General features: G+C 41.6%; 15 protein-coding genes. 7 read left to right on the top strand and 8 right to left on the bottom strand.

Going from position 1 to position 18,037, the window contains the following annotated elements:
• Window positions 1-3: 3 nt before the first annotated feature.
• The 5 genes from crcB to lrp form a co-directional block, all read right to left on the bottom strand.
• Complete coding sequence (crcB, locus tag AC0L7Q_RS06310) at window positions 4-384, bottom strand: fluoride efflux transporter CrcB (RefSeq protein WP_010389726.1); 381 nt, start codon at window positions 382-384, stop codon at window positions 4-6.
• Entirely contained in the window at window positions 377-1,720 is a 1,344-nt protein-coding gene (locus tag AC0L7Q_RS06305; RefSeq protein ID WP_418157343.1) for a replication-associated recombination protein A, read from the bottom strand. The genes crcB and AC0L7Q_RS06305 overlap by 8 nt, the downstream gene beginning before the upstream one ends.
• Window positions 1,713-2,339: an outer membrane lipoprotein periplasmic chaperone LolA gene (gene lolA / locus AC0L7Q_RS06300; protein WP_413401800.1), complete on the bottom strand. Its 627-nt coding sequence runs from the start codon at window positions 2,337-2,339 to the stop codon at window positions 1,713-1,715. The genes AC0L7Q_RS06305 and lolA overlap by 8 nt, the downstream gene beginning before the upstream one ends.
• Window positions 2,339-4,828: a DNA translocase FtsK gene (locus AC0L7Q_RS06295; protein ID WP_413401798.1), complete on the bottom strand. Its 2,490-nt coding sequence runs from the start codon at window positions 4,826-4,828 to the stop codon at window positions 2,339-2,341. Before AC0L7Q_RS06295 ends, lolA begins: the two co-directional genes overlap by 1 nt.
• A 186-nt stretch (window positions 4,829-5,014) precedes the next feature.
• Complete coding sequence (gene lrp, locus AC0L7Q_RS06290; protein WP_008110073.1) at window positions 5,015-5,494, bottom strand: leucine-responsive transcriptional regulator Lrp; 480 nt, start codon at window positions 5,492-5,494, stop codon at window positions 5,015-5,017.
• 139 nt (window positions 5,495-5,633) lie between these two features.
• Between lrp and ald the strand changes: the two genes are divergently transcribed.
• Window positions 5,634-6,755, top strand: a complete 1,122-nt coding sequence (gene ald, locus AC0L7Q_RS06285; RefSeq protein ID WP_248527316.1) for an alanine dehydrogenase — start codon at window positions 5,634-5,636, stop codon at window positions 6,753-6,755.
• A gap of 118 nt (window positions 6,756-6,873) precedes the next feature.
• Here the strand turns inward: ald and pssA are convergent, their stop codons facing one another.
• Window positions 6,874-8,199 carry a CDP-diacylglycerol--serine O-phosphatidyltransferase gene (pssA, locus tag AC0L7Q_RS06280; RefSeq protein WP_413401795.1) on the bottom strand — a complete coding sequence of 442 codons (1,326 nt, stop codon included), beginning with the start codon at window positions 8,197-8,199 and terminating at the stop codon, window positions 6,874-6,876.
• Between the two features lie 274 nt (window positions 8,200-8,473).
• Between pssA and trxB the strand changes: the two genes are divergently transcribed.
• The 5 genes from trxB (at window position 8,474) to infA (ending at window position 14,454) form a co-directional block, all read left to right on the top strand.
• The gene (gene trxB / locus AC0L7Q_RS06275; protein ID WP_008110078.1) at window positions 8,474-9,424 is read left to right on the top strand and encodes a thioredoxin-disulfide reductase; all 951 of its coding nucleotides are present in this window, start codon (window positions 8,474-8,476) and stop codon (window positions 9,422-9,424) included.
• A gap of 306 nt (window positions 9,425-9,730) precedes the next feature.
• Window positions 9,731-12,544, top strand: coding sequence for a bifunctional aconitate hydratase 2/2-methylisocitrate dehydratase (locus tag AC0L7Q_RS06270; protein WP_409425247.1), 2,814 nt, complete (start codon window positions 9,731-9,733; stop codon window positions 12,542-12,544).
• A gap of 187 nt (window positions 12,545-12,731) precedes the next feature.
• On the top strand, window positions 12,732-13,448 hold the full coding sequence (gene aat, locus AC0L7Q_RS06265; RefSeq protein WP_413401792.1) for a leucyl/phenylalanyl-tRNA--protein transferase: 717 nt from the start codon (window positions 12,732-12,734) through the stop codon (window positions 13,446-13,448).
• Window positions 13,441-14,145, top strand: coding sequence for an arginyltransferase (locus AC0L7Q_RS06260; RefSeq protein WP_008110084.1), 705 nt, complete (start codon window positions 13,441-13,443; stop codon window positions 14,143-14,145). The genes aat and AC0L7Q_RS06260 overlap by 8 nt, the downstream gene beginning before the upstream one ends.
• Before the next feature lie 90 nt (window positions 14,146-14,235).
• A complete protein-coding gene (gene infA, locus AC0L7Q_RS06255; RefSeq protein ID WP_002962494.1) occupies window positions 14,236-14,454 on the top strand; it encodes a translation initiation factor IF-1 in 219 nt (72 codons plus the stop codon).
• A 466-nt stretch (window positions 14,455-14,920) separates the two neighbouring features.
• On the opposite strand, the gene clpA is transcribed toward infA, so the two are convergent.
• Both clpA and clpS read right to left on the bottom strand, forming a co-directional pair.
• Window positions 14,921-17,182: an ATP-dependent Clp protease ATP-binding subunit ClpA gene (clpA, locus tag AC0L7Q_RS06250; RefSeq protein ID WP_413401787.1), complete on the bottom strand. Its 2,262-nt coding sequence runs from the start codon at window positions 17,180-17,182 to the stop codon at window positions 14,921-14,923.
• 68 nt (window positions 17,183-17,250) lie between these two features.
• A complete protein-coding gene (gene clpS / locus AC0L7Q_RS06245) occupies window positions 17,251-17,559 on the bottom strand; it encodes an ATP-dependent Clp protease adapter ClpS (protein ID WP_008110102.1) in 309 nt (102 codons plus the stop codon).
• 209 nt (window positions 17,560-17,768) lie between these two features.
• Between clpS and cspD the strand changes: the two genes are divergently transcribed.
• Complete coding sequence (cspD, locus tag AC0L7Q_RS06240; RefSeq protein ID WP_008110104.1) at window positions 17,769-17,987, top strand: cold shock domain-containing protein CspD; 219 nt, start codon at window positions 17,769-17,771, stop codon at window positions 17,985-17,987.
• The last annotated feature ends 50 nt before the right edge of the window (window positions 17,988-18,037 follow it).

Raw genomic sequence — 18,037 nt, 5'->3', positions numbered from 1 at the left:
TTTTTAACCTTTTTGCATTACTAGCTGAAGGCCCAGCCAAGCCATAAAAATACACACCATCACGTTTAAGATGATATTGAGGGCCATTTTAATAAAGTGACCTTGTTGTAATAACAACAACGAATCCATTGAGAATGTTGAAAAGGTGGTTAACGCACCTAAAAAGCCAATTCCGATGAGGGTTTTAGCGGGACTAACGGCAATAACCTGCTTATCGATTAAACCGTACAAAATGCCCATCAACAATGAACCCAGAATATTAACCGTCAACGTACCAAAAGGGAATCCCCTACCGAGGAGTTTTAGCATGGTTTCGCTAATAAAAAACCGTAAACAGGCTCCTGAGGCTCCGCCAAGGGCTATCATCATGTAAAGTTTAATCATGCTCATAACGTTTTATTGGACTTTGTGCGTCGCGCTCTTTTAAATAATCGAGCTTTTGTTTAATTTTTTGCTCAAGTCCACGATCACTTGGCTGATAGTATTGTTTGCCATCCATTTCTGGCGGTAGGTATTTTTCGCCAGCAGCAAATGCGCCTTCTTCGTTATGCGCATATCGATACTCTGCGCCATACCCTAAGTCTTTCATTAAATTGGTGGGGGCATTGCGTAAATGCTCTGGCACTGGGTAACTTGGCTGATTTTTAGCATCGTCTTTGGCTTGATTAAACGCCATATAAACCGCATTGCTTTTAGGCGCACTGGCTAAGTATAAGGTGGCCTGTGCAATTGCGCGCTCACCTTCGCTTGGGCCAACTCGTTGGAATATATCCCATGCGTTTAAAGCCACTTCCATAGCGCGCGGATCGGCGTTGCCTATATCTTCTGTAGCAATCGCTAATAAACGCCTTGCAACATACAGCGGGTCGCCGCCACCGGCTAATATTCTGCAGTACCAATAAAGCGCGCCATCGGGCGAACTGCCTCGCACTGATTTATGAAACGCCGAAATTAAATCGTAAAATTCATCGCCGCCTTTATCATACTTGGCTAAATGCGTGGGGAGTATTTGGCTGAGTACCTGTTCATCAACATGAAATTGGCCGTTTTGCTCAGTGGTTAAATCGACTGCTTGCTCGAGTAAATTAAGTACTTTACGAGCATCGCCACCACTTGCTTGGCATAGCGCCTGTTTGGCGTTCTCTGCAATCACGATGTGTTTTTGGCTTAATTGCTCGTCTTGTTTAAGTGCACGCTCAATTACCGTGTATAAATCGCTTTCTTGCAAGGATTTTAAAACATACACCCTTGCACGAGACAAAATCGCATTATTAAGCGCAAACGAGGGGTTTTCGGTGGTGGCACCAACAAATATAAAAGTGCCATCTTCAATATGCGGTAAAAACGCATCTTGCTGAGATTTATTGAAGCGGTGTACTTCGTCAACAAACATTAAAGTACGCTGGCCGCGGCTTTGTAAGTTATCGCGCGCTTGGGTTACGCTATCGCGTATATCTTTTACGCCCGCCGTTACTGCCGACATTTGAATTAGTTCAGCGTCGGCATGGTTGGCAATAATTTGCGCGAGCGTGGTTTTACCCACCCCTGGCGGCCCCCATAAAATTAAACTATGGCAGCGCCCTGCAACAATAGCTTGATGCAGCGGCTTGTCGCTACTTAGTAAATGCTGTTGCCCTATGTAATCGTTAAGCGATAAAGGGCGCATCCGCGCAGCAAGTGGGCGTACATCGGGCCCAAAGTTAAAACCTAAATTACTCACCGTTACTCTGATCGTCTATTTCTACACCCGCTGGCGGGGTAAATTCAAAAGTTGTTTTATCGAGCTCAGTATTAACCTGTGCATTGCTAAATGTAAACGCAGATAGCTGGCCTGAGTTATCTTTAACCACCAGTTTTGCCAGCCCTTGCTCGTTATCAGCAAAAGTAATATCAAGCTGCTCTACTTGGCTTTCTACGCCTTTATTTGGGGTAATGCTAAAGCCTAAATCGGTGGTAAACACGCTGTATTTTTCCCATTGCGCAGGGTCTTTAGAGGTGAGCAATATAAACGGTGTAGAGTCAATTAAACCGCTGGTTTTCATAATAGTGACTTGCTCAGCAAAGCTATCAAAGTAATAGGTTTTATCGCCGTTTGACACAAATAATGTGTCGTCTGGGTTAGTTTGCTGCCAGCGGATCATCAATGGCTGTTGCAGCGCAATATTGCCTTGGCCTTGCATTACCAGTTGGCCTTCACCGTCGGTTACGTTTTGTTTAAATTGTGCTTTAAAGCTTTTTAAGGTCGATAACTTATCTTGTAATGCTTGGCTGTCGTCAGCAAAGCTGGGCATAGCAACTAAACTGCCCAGTACTAATAATAAACTACTTAATTTTTTCATTAATTTGCTCCATTAGGTACTAATACATCGCGCGCGCCGTTGTGTCCTGGTGCACTCACGATACCTGATGTTTCCATTTGTTCTACTAAACGTGCAGCACGGTTATAGCCTACACGTAATTTACGTTGCACTGATGATACTGATACTTTACCGGTTTCTATTACAAAGGCGACCGCTTCGTCGTATAACGGATCTGATTCTTCATCGCCATTTTCGCTAGCTTCACCTGGTAACAAAATATCTTCAGTGGCATCACCATTTAAAATTTCGTCTATGTAATTTGGTTTAGCACGGGCTTTCCAATCGTTTACCACGGCATGTACTTCATGGTCGTCTACAAACGCGCCATGCACACGCTCTGGCACACTGGTGCCTGGCGGTAAATAAAGCATGTCACCCATGCCTAATAAGTTTTCTGCGCCTTGTTGATCAAGTATGGTGCGCGAGTCTATTTTACTTGATACCTGAAACGCCATACGTGTAGGTATATTCGCTTTAATTAAACCGGTTATTACATCAACCGACGGACGCTGGGTTGCTAATATTAAATGAATACCCGCAGCACGCGCTTTTTGCGCTATACGGGCAATTAACTCTTCAACTTTTTTACCTACAATCATCATCATGTCGGCAAATTCGTCAATAACCACCACAATGCTAGGTAATTTATCTAGCTCATCTGGGCCGTCTTTCATACCATCGGTGTCTTTAAATAATGGATCCATAATTGGGTAGCCCGCTTCTTTGGCTTCCATTACTTTTTGGTTGTACCCTTTTAAGTTACGCACACCTAAAGCCGACATCAGCTTATAGCGGCGTTCCATTTCACCTACACACCAACGCAGCGCGTTAGCGGCTTCTTTCATGTCGGTTACAACTTCACACAATAAATGCGGAATACCTTCGTAAACTGAAAGCTCAAGCATTTTCGGGTCAATCATGATCATACGAACATCTTCAGGGCCCGATTTATACAGTAAGCTTAATATCATTACATTAACGCCCACTGACTTACCTGAACCCGTTGTACCGGCAACTAATAAATGCGGCATTTTACCTAAGTCGGCACACACAGGTTGCCCTGCAATGTCTTTACCAAGCACCATAGTTAATGGCGATGGGTTTTGCTCAAACTTAGGTGCGTTTATGACTTCTGATAAACGTACAATTTCACGGTATTTATTAGGCAGCTCAATACCGATATAGGTTTTACCCGGAATAACTTCAACCACGCGCACACTAATTGCCGATAGCGAGCGCGCTAAATCTTTTGACAGCCCAGTAATTTTAGACACTTTAATACCCGGTGCTAAATCAAGCTCAAAACGAGTAACAACAGGCCCAGGGTAAACCCCTACCACAGTGGCTTGCACGTTAAAGTCGAGTAGTTTTGTTTCTACAAGGCGCGATACACTATCGAGCTCTTCTTGCGAAATTGGGTTTTTAGCTTTGTCGGGTCTGTCGAGTAAATCCAGTGATGGCAATGGCCCCGGTGGTGGTTCTTGCTCTAATAATTGCTCAAACTTCTCTTTGGCAGTTGGCGGCGGTTGAAACCCTGATTTTGGCTTGTTAATTGGCCTTGCTGGTGAAACCACCGTTGTGGCTGGTTTTTCAGGTTCAACCACTGGGCTTTGATCGAGCGCATTAAGTGCTGCTTCTGTGTCCATAGGTTCATCGTCTATGGCGCTAAAGCTAATTTCTTGATCGAGTATTTGGTCAAGCTCGTCAAACGGCATAAACTCGTCGTCTTGCGGTGCGTTTACTTTAGTTTTTGGTTTGTCGAGTGCTTTTGGTTTGTCTGCTGTTTTATTAGCAAGCTCAGGTTCTTGTTGGCGTGTATCATCTTCAAAATAAGCATCAGGTTGCTCGTCTTGTACTTTACCTGCAATGCGCTCGCGCTGCATCCAACCTCGAGCATAGGTCACCAAAAAGCGGTATAACCTAACTATTAAATCACCCAAGTAATCAACAAATTGTACCCACGACACGCCTGTTAATAGCGTTAACCCTGCAAAAAAGAAACACAGCAGTAAAATAGAGGTACCGGTAAAATTAAACGCTGGCATCATCGCCGATGCAATCACATCGCCCACCACCCCACCGGATGAAAAATTATAAATATCGTCAAAATTAATACTGCTAATAGCGGTGGCTGAGGTAATAAACAGCGCAAAACCAATAATGCGTAATCCAAGTGTGGTGTAATCGAGTTGTAAAATACGGTGTGGCTGCTTAAACACTAAATAGCCAAGCAGCTGAATAGCCGCTGGCACAAAATAGGCAAGCCAACCAAAGGTAAGTAATAGTATGTCGGCCACCCACGCGCCCGCTGTACCCGTAATGTTTTGTACATTGGTAAACTCACCCGTTTGCGACCAAGAAGGATCGGCAGGATGAAAACTAATTAAAGCACATAAAATAAATACCGCTGCAAAGGTGCTGACGATGAGCCCCGTTTCTAATAGTCTTTGTACACCGTTTAGGCGCATAATTACCTATCCCTCATTATTATTTTTTACACTCACTTGGCAATAGAATACCTTAGCAGGAAATGTATTTTGATGCACTTTATCTTAACCATGATGGCCTGATTATGAACAAGTTTTTATTATTTTCTTAAGCAAAGCAAAATTGGCTGCAACAATAAAAGTATTTTAAAGGCTGTTACTCTATCATTAAGCAACAAAAGGACGGATCACCACGCCTTCTTCACCCTTTACTTCTTCCATTACTACATAGGTGCGGCTTTCACTCACATTGGGCAACTTTAATAATATATCACCGAGTACGCCTCGGTATTCTGACATATCGTTAACCCGGGTTTTTAATAAAAAGTCGAAATTACCCGAAACCAAATGACATTCTATAATTTCTTCGTGTTTTCTAACAGCAGCACTAAATTCTTCAAATACGTCGGGCGATGTTTTGGTAATGGTTACTTCCACGTACACAGAAAGCCCTTGGCCAAGCTTGGCGGGATCAACCACTGCTTTATAGCCTAAAATATACCCTTCTCGCTCTAGCTTTTTCACTCGCTCTAGACAGGGCGTGGCGCTCAGGCCAACTCGTCGGGCCAGTTCAACATTTGACAGGCGGCCATCAAGTTGTAATTCGACTAAAATTTTGCGATCAATACGGTCTAATAAGTTATGCATGGCTTTTTAGTTTTTTATTCTAATAAAATTAATTTTACAGATACTAACACTACAAAGAGCTTAAAAAAAGGTGAGACACACTACCCTAGCATGAATATAATAGTGGAAAATTTTTATCCCGTTCTAACAAGGCAAAATTATGATTATTGGTGTACCTAAAGAAATTAAAAACCACGAGTACCGTGTAGGTATGGTTCCTGCGAGTGTTCGCGAACTTGTAAATCACGGCCACCAAGTGATTGTTGAAACGAATGCTGGTATGGGCATTGGTTTTACAAATGATGATTATGTTCAAGCAGGCGCTGAAATTTTAGAAACAGCTGCTGACGTTTTTGCAAAAGCAGAAATGATCATCAAGGTAAAAGAGCCACAAGCTGTTGAGCGTGCAATGCTACGTGAAGACCAAATTCTTTTCACTTACCTTCACCTTGCACCGGATCTTCCACAAACTGAAGACCTTGTTAAAAGTAAAGCAATCTGTATTGCGTATGAAACAGTAACTGATTCACGCGGTGGTTTACCACTTTTAGCGCCAATGAGTGAAGTAGCTGGCCGTATGTCTATTCAAGCAGGTGCACAAGCGCTAGAAAAAGCTAACCACGGTCGTGGTATGTTACTAGGTGGTGTACCAGGTGTTGAGCCGGCTAAAGTAGTTGTTATTGGCGGCGGCATGGTTGGTCGTAGCGCAGCACAAATGGCCGTTGGCCTAGGTGCTGAGGTTGTTGTACTTGACCGCAACATCGACGTATTACGTGCACTAGACGCACAGTTTGGTAACAAAGTTAAAGCTATTTACTCAACAGCTGACGCGCTTGAAAAGCACGTACTTGAAGCTGATCTAGTAATTGGTGGTGTACTTATCCCAGGTGCAGCTGCACCTAAACTAGTGACTGCTGAACACATTAAAGCAATGAAGCCTGGTGCTGCAATTGTTGACGTTGCAATCGACCAAGGTGGTTGTATTGCTACGTCTAAAGCAACGACGCACGCTGATCCTACATACATTGTTGATGAAGTTGTTCACTACTGTGTTGCTAACATGCCAGGTGCTGTTCCACGTACATCTACGTTTGCACTTAACAATGCAACATTGCCGTTCATCATTAACCTTGCAAACAAAGGTTACAAAAAGGCATTACTAGATGACGCTCACTTCTTAAAAGGCTTAAACGTACTTAAAGGCCAAGTAACTTACAAAGAAGTAGCTGAAGCGTTCAACATGGAATATGTTGACCCACGCACTGCAGTAGAAAACGCGTAACTATTATTGTTACCGTTTAATACCTAAGTCATCATTAGGTATAAGCATTAAAAAAGCAGCTAATTAGCTGCTTTTTTTGTGTCTAAATCTTAGAGTCTGCGGTCAACAGACCCAAGTGTTATATAAATCGTTTAATAATAAAATCGACTTTGACACGCTTAGCTTGACCAAGTAGCTTTTTCACTGGCTGCGGGTAATCGCTCATGGTTTCTAAATCATCTGGACCGGTTAAACGACGACAATGCTTTAAAATCTCTTGGCGTTCATTATCAATATCGCGCATTATCGTTTGCTCAGGGTCTTCTATTAGAATACCATTTTCGATATCTAGCCCCCATGCACGCGGATTTAAATTATGCCCGCTAAGTAAATGCACTTTACGGTCACAACAAATCCCTTTTAAATGAAACGAGTTACTCTCGTGTTTCCACAGGTAAACGTTTAAGTTGCCATTATCTATGTGGCGTTTTTGCGATTTAATAAACTTGTGCAAAATAGTTTCGTATAAATACGGTAATGCACCAATTTTACTAAATGGCTCGCTAGGTGGTAGGTAAAAATCGTTTGCGGTTTTATCGCCCACCACAATAGTGACTTGTTTACCTTGCTTTAATAAGCGACGCAAAGAGCGCATTAAAGGAGCCGGAAAATTAAAATACGGCGTGTATAACACCAACTCTTGCTCGGTAGTATCAAACAGCGCTTTGATTAAGCGATTAAGTTCGTTATTACGACGGCCTAAACCCAAAAACAAACGAATGCCCATTGCATGAGTATTCAATTGTTGCGCACTTTTATAGCTTGCCGATTTAAGCTCACGCATAAGTTGCTTTTGTTCAAGCTTAAAGTCAGCCATGCGCTTAAGCGGTCGTTGATCAATTCTTGGAACTGCTTCAGAGCTCAATAAAGTTGATTCGATAAAATCGACTACTGAGTCACATAATTCGTTTTGCGAGACTAAAAAGTAGCGATCGAGTCGGTATCGGTCGCTATATTGCAAATACACATTATTTAAACTGGCACCGCTGTAGAGCAGTGTGTCGTCAATAACAAAGCCTTTTAAATGCAACACCCCAAACAGTTCTTTTGCCTTTACGGGAACACCATACACTTGAACGTTTGAATTAAACTTCTCTAAGCTGTCGCAATATAAGCTTGCATTACCCTCTGACTTTTCTGCACCAATTAAACCGCGTTGCGCGCGATGAAAATCAACCAATACTTTTATTTCAAGTGAAGGGTTAGCTAACGATGCACTGTGTAGTGCGGCTAAGATTTCACGACCCGCTTCATCATCTTGTAAGTAAAGTGTGGTGATATAGATTCGTTTTTTTGCGTTGGCAATTAAATCTAACAATTGCGTACGGTATTCTTGCGCATTGGTTAAGACGTTAACGTCTTTTGAAGTCAACCCAAATGCGGGTTTCTCTTGCCAAAATAACATAGTTGCCTATTCACTTAGGTCACATAATTAAGCAGTGACAAATCAAAATTAGTTAAAAGATAACAAAAAAATCAGGCTGGTCATGAATTAACGTCGTTTTATTGGCTAACAGTCTATTTATTAGTCGAGCACTGCTTGTAAGTCATTTGCTAGTACACATTAATGAACAGCTTCGCAATTTGCGAAAAAAATAATCTCATCTTTTATTTACTTCCTGCTTGTTTTTCTTAGAATCGGGCGCATTAAAACCGTATTAAACGTTTAGGAAAAGATCATGACTGAAGCAAAACATTGTAAGTTACTTATTTTAGGTTCGGGCCCTGCAGGCTACACAGCCGCAGTTTACGCTGCACGTGCTAATTTAAACCCTGTTTTAATTACAGGTATTCAACAAGGTGGCCAGCTAACAACCACCACTGAAGTTGAAAACTGGCCTGGCGATGCACACGGTTTAACCGGCCCTGCATTAATGGATCGTATGAAAGAGCATGCAGAACGCTTTGAAACTGAAATTGTGTTCGACCACATCAACAAAGTTGACGTATCTAAGCGCCCTTTCACACTAACCGGTGACCAAGGTACTTATACATGTGATGCTTTAATTATTGCAACAGGTGCCTCTGCGAAATATTTAGGCTTGGAATCTGAGACTAATTTCCAAGGCCGTGGTGTTTCTGCTTGTGCAACCTGTGACGGCTTTTTCTATAAAGGTCAGAAAGTTGCGGTTGTTGGTGGTGGTAATACAGCGGTTGAAGAAGCGTTATACCTGTCTAACATTGCTGATGAAGTTCATGTTATCCACCGTCGTGACAGTTTCCGTAGTGAGAAAATTCTTGCTGACCGCCTTGCTGAAAAAGCAGCGAACGGTAACGTTGTAATGCACTACAACCGTACACTTGATGAAGTGCTTGGTGATCAAATGGGCGTGACCGGCGTTCGCATTAAAGATGTGGCGTCAGATGCTACTGAAGAACTTGATTTAGCGGGTGTGTTTATTGCCATAGGCCATAAGCCAAACACCGATATGTTTGAAGGTCAGTTAGAAATGAAAGACGGCTACCTAGTGGTTGAATCTGGTCTTAACGGTAACGCAACACAAACTAGTGTGCCAGGTGTATTTGCTGCTGGTGATGTGTCTGACCATATTTACCGTCAAGCAATTACCTCTGCCGGTACTGGCTGTATGGCTGCACTTGATGCAGAACGCTTTTTAGATAACCTATAAGCATACATAGCATACTTTTGGGGCTGAATTTTCAGCCCTTTTTTGTGCCCAAACATTACGCCCGAGATAATTGCACTCGCACCAGTATTCACTATATTTATAGTTAAAATTAGTCTTATTTATACAATTAATGGCTCAGGTACGATAGGATCTAAGGGTGAGCAACAAATACCGTCAAATTATATAAGTAAAACTAGCTATAATTATCGTCAGGAATAAAAGCTTTATTCATTTAGGCATTACTAGAAACTGTAAAATCAGTTAAAATGCTTAACTTCATATCAAGTAAATTACCGAGAGTTTTCTATGAGTTTGTATACAAAATATATGGAAGAAATCCAAACCCGTAAAACGGAGCTTGGATTAAGCCCACAACCAATCGATAGCGCTGAACTAGTATCAGAAATAATTAATCAAATTAAAGATACTAATAACGAGCACCGTAAAGATTCACTGCATTTCTTTATTTTTAATACTTTACCTGGAACAACCAGTGCTGCGGGCGTTAAAGCACAGTTTCTAAAAGAAATCATTTTAGGTGAAGAGCACGTTGCAGAGATCACTCCAGAATTTGCATTCGAACTACTTTCACACATGAAAGGCGGCCCATCGATTGAAATGCTAATTGATTTAGCCTTTGCTGATGACGCAAAAATCGCAGCACAAGCTGCAGAAGTACTGAAAACTCAGGTATTCTTATACGATGCAGATATGGAGCGCATTAAAGCGGCCTACGAATCAGGTAATGTAATTGCTAAAGAATTACTAGAGAGCTTCTCAAAAGCTGAATTCTTCACAAAACTACCTGACATCGAAGAAAAAATCGAAGTAGTAACTTACATTGCTGGTGAAGGCGACATCTCAACTGATTTACTGTCTCCAGGTAACCAAGCACACTCGCGTGCTGACCGTGAATTACACGGTAAGTGCATGATCACTGAAGAAGCACAACAAGAAATTGTTGCCCTTCAAAAGAAACACCCTAACGCTAAAGTAATGCTTATTGCTGAAAAAGGCACCATGGGCGTTGGTTCATCACGTATGTCTGGTGTGAATAACGTAGCACTTTGGGCTGGTAAACAAGCAAGTCCATACGTTCCTTTCATCAACATTGCACCTGTTGTTGCAGGTACTAACGGTATTGCACCAATCTTCTTAACAACGGTTGATGTAACTGGCGGTATTGGTCTTGACCTTAAAAACTGGGTTAAAAAAGTAGATGCAGACGGCAATACAGTAACTGATGCAAATGGTGACGCTGTGCTTGAAGAAGCCTACTCTGTTGCTACTGGTACTGTGCTAACAATCAATACTAAAGAGAAGAAGCTTTATAACGGTGATAAAGAGCTTGTTGATATTTCATCAGCATTCACACCGCAAAAAGTTGAATTCATGAGAGCTGGCGGTTCTTACGCAGTTGTATTCGGTAAAAAACTACAAACGTTTGCTGCTGAAACTCTTGGCATTGAAACGCCGCTTGTTTATGCACCTTCAAAAGAAATTTCACACGAAGGCCAAGGCTTAACAGCGGTTGAAAAAATCTTTAACCGTAACGCGGTAGGTGTACTATCAGATACGCCACTTCACGCTGGCTCAAATGTTCGTGTTAAAGTGAACATCGTTGGTTCGCAAGATACAACCGGTCCAATGACTGCACAAGAATTAGAAGCAATGGCTGCTTCAACGATTTCTCCTCTTGTTGATGGTGCCTATCAATCTGGTTGTCATACAGCATCAGTATGGGATAGCAAAGCACAAGCAAACATTCCTAAACTAATGGCGTTTATGAATAAGTTTGGTTTGATCACTGCACGTGACCCGAAAGGCGTTTACCATGCAATGACTGACGTTATTCACAAAGTATTGAACGACATTACAATTGATGATCGCGCTATCATCATTGGTGGTGACTCGCATACACGTATGTCTAAAGGCGTTGCCTTTGGTGCCGATTCAGGTACTGTTGCTGTTGCACTTGCAACGGGTGAATCAGCGATGCCAATTCCTGATTCAGTTAAAGTGACGTTCAAAGGCAAAATGGCTAAGCACATGGATTTCCGCGACGTTGTACATGCAACGCAAGCGCAAATGCTTAAGCAATTTGGTGGCGAAAACGTGTTCCAAGGTCGTATCATTGAAGTTCATATTGGTACCCTAATGGCTGACCAAGCGTTTACCTTCACTGACTGGACTGCAGAAATGAAAGCGAAAGCGTCAATCTGTATTTCAAATGATGAAACATTAATTAAGTCAATTGAACTTGCTAAGTCACGTATCCAAATCATGATCAACAAAGGTATGGAAAACGAAGCACAAACGCTACAAGGTCTAATCGATTTAGCCGACAAGCGTATTGCAGGTATTCAATCTGGTGAAGAGCCAGCACTTTCTCCAGACGACAACGCTAAATACCACGCAGAAGTTGTGGTTGATTTAGACCAAATCGTTGAGCCAATGATTGCCGATCCAGACGTTAATAACGATGATGTTTCTAAGCGTTATACTCACGATGTGATCCGCCCTGTTTCTTTTTACAACGACAAGCCTGTTGATTTAGGTTTTGTTGGTTCGTGTATGGTTCACAAAGGCGATATGAAAATTATTGCTCACATGCTACGTAACCTTGAGAAGAAAAACGGTTCTATCTCATTCAAAGCGCCATTAGTTGTTGCGCCACCAACATACAACATTGTTGATGAGCTTAAAGCGGAAGGCGATTGGGATATTCTTGCTAAATACGCAGGTTTTGAATTTGACGATGCAAAACCAAAAACGGCTGCACGTACTAAGTATGAAAATATCTTATACCTAGAACGTCCTGGTTGTAACCTATGTATGGGTAACCAAGAAAAAGCAGAACCAGGTGATACTGTTATCGCAACATCAACACGTCTTTTCCAAGGCCGTGTAGTAGCCGATACATCTGAGAAAAAAGGTGAATCACTACTAGGTTCTACGCCAGTTGTAGTTCTATCTTCTGTTCTTGGTCGTTTCCCGACTATGGAAGAGTATAAGTCTGCGGTTGAAGGTATTGACCTTACATCGTTTACACCTGTTGAAGAAGCAATGACAACTAAGTTCAACGCAGGTGAAGCTGTACCAGTAAAAGTGGTTAGCTAATTCGATTAGTTTACCATTTAATTAAGCGCGTTTTTTAACGCGCTTTTTTTATGCCTAAAATTTACCTAACAGCAATTTAAGCCCTGCTCAACACTATGGACAACACAATAATTTGTGGTTTGTGATTTGTGATTTTAAAGCAACAGGTTACACTTTGTCTTGACCATGCAGTTATTCAATCGGTGTTATGACTAAACAACTTTATCAACTCGCTCAAAGCCACTTTGCTTTTCCTGATCCCAGCCATGCATTAGATGATCCAGATGGTTTACTTGCCATTGGTGGATGCTTATCGGTAACGCGATTAAAAAATGCCTATTTATCTGGTATTTTTCCGTGGTTTAGTGAACACGAGCCAATTATGTGGTGGTCACCGAGTGAACGCGGTATTGTTGAGCTTGATGACTTTCATGTTAGTAAAAGCTTACGAAAACATTTAAAAAAGTACCCGGTCACCGTAACTATTAACCATGCCTTTGAAGAAGTGATAGAAGCGTGCCGCGATCAACGTCTTGATACCGATGGCACTTGGATCACCCCGCAAATGCAACAGGCGTACATTAATGCCCATCACAATGGCTTGGCCCATAGTTTAGAGGTATGGCGCGAGGGAGAGCTTGCAGGCGGCTTATATGGGATTATGCAAACAGGTGTTTTTTGTGGTGAATCAATGTTTCATCATCAAACAAATTGCTCCAAACTGGCGATGTGGGCGCTGGTTAATTGGCTTAAGCGCCATGATGCGCATTTTATTGATTGCCAATTAGAAAATCCTTATTTAATGTCGTTAGGTGCCAGCGTGATTCCACGTGAAGAATTTTTAACTAAACTTAATAAAGCACAGTGTTACACCCCAGCTGCCAGTATGTGGCAGCCACAGGAGCTAATCGCGATATATGAATGAACAACTTCCGGCTCGTATTGGCCTAAGCCAACCATTTGAATGCAGTTACTTGCCAGATCGCCAAGAGCAATTGCTGGTGATACTCGATCCAAGTTGTTACAGCAGCAATAAGTTTGAGTCGTTATTAGGATTGGGCTTTCGTCGCAGTGGTAACCAAATTTACCGTCCGCACTGCCCTATTTGCAGCGCGTGTAGTTCTGTGCGCGTTTTAGCTGATGAATTTATGCCGACAAAATCGCAAAAACGTAAACTTAACAAAGCAAAAAACCGCTTTGAGGTAAAATATTCTCAAGTTGAACGCGAACAATACTATCCACTTTACAGTAAATACATTAGCTTGCGCCACCAAGACGGTTCTATGTATCCACCTGATAAATCACAATTTCAAAGCTTTTTGTTTTGTAGCTGGTTAACCATCACCTTTATAGAGCTTTGGGATCAAGATAACTTAGTGGCCGTTGCTGTAACTGATTGTATGGACAACGCTATTTCGGCTATTTATACATTTTTTGACCCTGACTACGAACACTTTAGTTTAGGCACTGTAATGATATTACAGCAGCTTAAATTTGCTAAACAGCAACACAAACAGTTTGTTTATTTAGGCTATCAAATAGATGAATGTGACAAAATGAAGTATAAAACCCAGTTTTTACCCGCCCAAAAACAGCTCAATGACCAGTGGGTGGCTATTTAATTTACAAAAATAGCCCCTGCGCCTTTACTTATTGGCGTATTTTGGGCAAAATCTGCAGCGTTTAACTATTAAAGAGGTGTTACGCTAAACATGGCGAAAGAAGACGTAATCGAAATGCAAGGGACAGTCCTTGATACTTTACCAAATACAATGTTCCGAGTTGAGCTAGAAAATGGTCACGTAGTTGTGGCTCATATTTCAGGTAAAATGCGCAAAAACTATATCCGTATTTTAACCGGCGATAAAGTAACGGTAGAAATGACTCCTTACGATTTATCGAAAGGTCGTATCGTATTCCGTGCTCGCTAAGTAAGTGCGTAAACGAGATTTAGTTTTTGGCTAGTGAAAACTAGCTTTAAGCGTTTATTAAATGTAATTAATGCTAGGGTCTGTTGGCCTTTGCGGATTAAAATTTGTTCAAACTAAGGGCGGTTTAATCGCGGCGCGAGGTTTGTAACCTAGTGGGCTAAGTAAAAACCGAGCAACAAAGAGTAAATCGCCCCTAGGCAGAACCCTTCGGGCAGCGCCTGTTTGGCATTGATGCTGCGTTATCGCCTATTTATGGGGAATAACCACACCACATAGGCTCTGCCTTGCCTAAATACCAAACAGACTGCTGCAAATTTAACCTTGAAAGGTCAACAGACCCTAGTAGCCAGTAATTACATTTAATAAACAAAAAACCCAGCTTTTGCTGGGTTTTTTGTTGCCTATTTCTTTGGCAAATAAAAAAGCCTGCACAAAGCAGGCTTTTTAAAATCGCTAACCTTTTAGGTTAGGCTGGCGTTAAGTTACTCTCGTAATCAAAACGCAGCTTTTTATCTTTAACCGATACTTTTACCGTACCGCCAGAAATTAGCTCACCAAACAGTATTTCGTTTGCTAATTGCTTTTTAAGATCTTCTTGGATAACACGCGCCATAGGACGCGCGCCCATTGCTTTGTCATAGCCTTTATCAGCCAACCACTCACGTGCTTTAGAAGTAAGCTCAAGGTTAACTGACTTCTTATCCAGTTGCGCTTGTAACTCAACAACAAATTTATCAACCACTTGCAAAATAACCTCTTTCTCGAGGTGATTAAACCAAATAATGTTATCTAAGCGGTTTCTAAATTCAGGTGAAAATACTTTATTAATTTCACCCATTGCATCGTGAGTATGATCTTGCTCACTAAAGCCAATCGACTTACGTGTGGTTTCTTGTACGCCGGCATTGGTGGTCATCACTACCACGACGTTTCTAAAGTCGGCTTTTCGGCCGTTATTATCTGTTAGCGTACCGTGATCCATAACTTGTAATAAAATGTTGTAGATATCAGGATGCGCTTTTTCAATTTCATCCAGCAATACCACTGCATGTGGGTTTTTGATCACCGCTTCTGTTAATAAGCCGCCTTGTTCAAAACCTACATAACCCGGAGGCGCACCGATTAAACGGCTCACCGCATGGCGCTCAACGTATTCAGACATATCAAAACGAATAAACTCAACACCCATGCATTTAGCTAATTGCTTGGTAACCTCTGTTTTACCTACCCCTGTTGGGCCTGCAAATAAGAACGAACCAACCGGTTTGTTCTCGTTTGCTAAACCTGAGCGCGATAAGCGAATAGCAGAAGTTAATGCATCAATGGATTGATCTTGTCCAAACACCAACATTTTTAAATTACGGTCTAAGTTTTTCAGCGTTTCTTTATCAGACGACGACACATTTTGTGGCGGAATACGCGCCATTTTAGACACAATCATCTCAATATCAGATACACCAATGGTTTTTTTACGCTTGGACGTAGGCAGTAGCCGTTGGCTTGCGCCTGCTTCATCAATAACGTCAATCGCTTTATCAGGTAAGTGACGCTCATTAATATACTTGGCACTTAGCTCAGCGGCTGCTTTTAACGCTTTTTGCGTATAACGAATACCATGGTGTGCTTCGTAACGATCTTTTAAGCCGTTAAGAATTTTAGTGGTATCTTCAACGCTAGGTTCAAGCACATCAATTTTTTGAAAGCGACGGACAAGGGCGCGATCTTTTTCAAAAATATTCTTGTACTCACCGTAAGTGGTAGAACCCATACAACGTAATTGCCCACTTGAGAGTAACGGCTTAATTAAGTTTGAGGCATCCATTACCCCACCTGAGGCAGCACCTGCACCAATAATGGTGTGAATTTCATCAATAAATAAAATTGAACTTGGTTTTGCTTGTAACTCTTTTAATAAACTTTTAAAGCGTTTTTCAAAATCGCCTCGGTATTTGGTACCGGCAAGTAACGCGCCCATATCTAAAGAGTACACAACCGCATCTGCAATGACTTCAGGCACTTGTTCGTTAACAATACGATAGGCTAAGCCCTCAGCAATGGCAGTTTTACCTACGCCGGCTTCACCAACCAGTAATGGGTTATTCTTTTTACGACGACACAGCACTTGCACTGTGCGCTCTACTTCACTATCACGGCCAACAAGCGGGTCAATATTACCCTCTTTAGCGTGTATATTAAGGTTAGTTGTAAAGCTGTCGAGCTTACTCGCTTCTTCGCTTGCTACTTCTTGCACCTCTTCATGAATATCGTCGGTATCATCGCCTAATTCGTCGTCACCTTTGGCAATCCCATGAGAAATAAAGTTAACAATATCAAGTCGAGAAATATCGTTCTTTTTAAGTAAGTACACGGCTTGGCTTTCTTGCTCAGAAAAAATAGCGACCAGCACATTAACGCCTGTCACTTCATTTTTGCCAGAAGATTGCACATGAAATACCGCGCGCTGTAATACTCGCTGAAAACCAAGTGTTGGTTGAGTTTCGCGCTCTTCTTCTAAATCAGGAATAACCGGTGTGGTTTCATCAATAAATTCAAGTAACTCTGTTTTTAATCCAGAAACGTCAACACCACACGCATTAAGCGCTTCTCCAGCTGATGGGTTGTCGAGTAGAGCTAATAAAAGGTGCTCTACGGTCATAAACTCATGACGACGTGTACGCGCTTCACGAAACGCAGTGTTCAAAGTTAGTTCTAAGTCTTTATTTAGCATTGGCAACCCCTTACAGAGATAATAATTTTATACCGCACTTCAAAGATGAAAGTTCACCTTTGTGGTATTTATTCCTGCTCACAACTACATAGCAGTGGATGCTCGTTATCCCTTGAGTAGCGGTTAACTTGCTCAGCCTTAGTATGTGCTACGTCGGCGCTATAAACACCACATATGCCCTTACCTTGCTGATGTATTTGCAGCATCACATCAGTTGCTCTATCGCTATCCATATTAAAAAACGTCATTAAGATCTCTATTACAAAATCCATCGGCGTGTAATCATCGTTGTTTAACACAACTTTATATTTTCGCGGTGGCTGCAACTTTTGCTTTTCACTATCGCGAACGGTGTCGATAACACCAGAATCTTTCATACCACTCATAATTAAATATAGTCTTGTCTTTGTAACTCAAGCAAACTTGAATAAAAAAATAAATAAAATGTTAAAAAATAACCTAAAACACTTGACTGGTTGCTTAAATAAACTACAGTCAAATGGTGATTGATTAAACCTTAGTCAGTCTAGCAAACAATACAGTTTAGGATAACTAAATTAGTCAACTTATAGAAGGATGTAGAAGTATGGCTTGTGGTAAAGTCAAATGGTTCAACAACGCCAAAGGTTTTGGTTTCATCGTAGAAGACGGTTGCGAGAACGACATTTTTGCTCATTACTCCACTATTGTAATGGACGGATACAAGACGCTTAAAGCTGGTCAAGATGTTACCTTCGAATTACAACAGGGCCCTAAAGGTCTACACGCTACTAATATAGCGCCTAATGGCGATATTATAGAGTGATTGTAATTATGAGACTAAAGCGAGTGACCTGTTTAGATCCTCGCTTAATT

The sequence above is a fragment of the Pseudoalteromonas sp. KJ63-1 genome (assembly GCF_055808145.1).
This window is presented reverse-complemented; position numbering and strand designations above follow the sequence as displayed.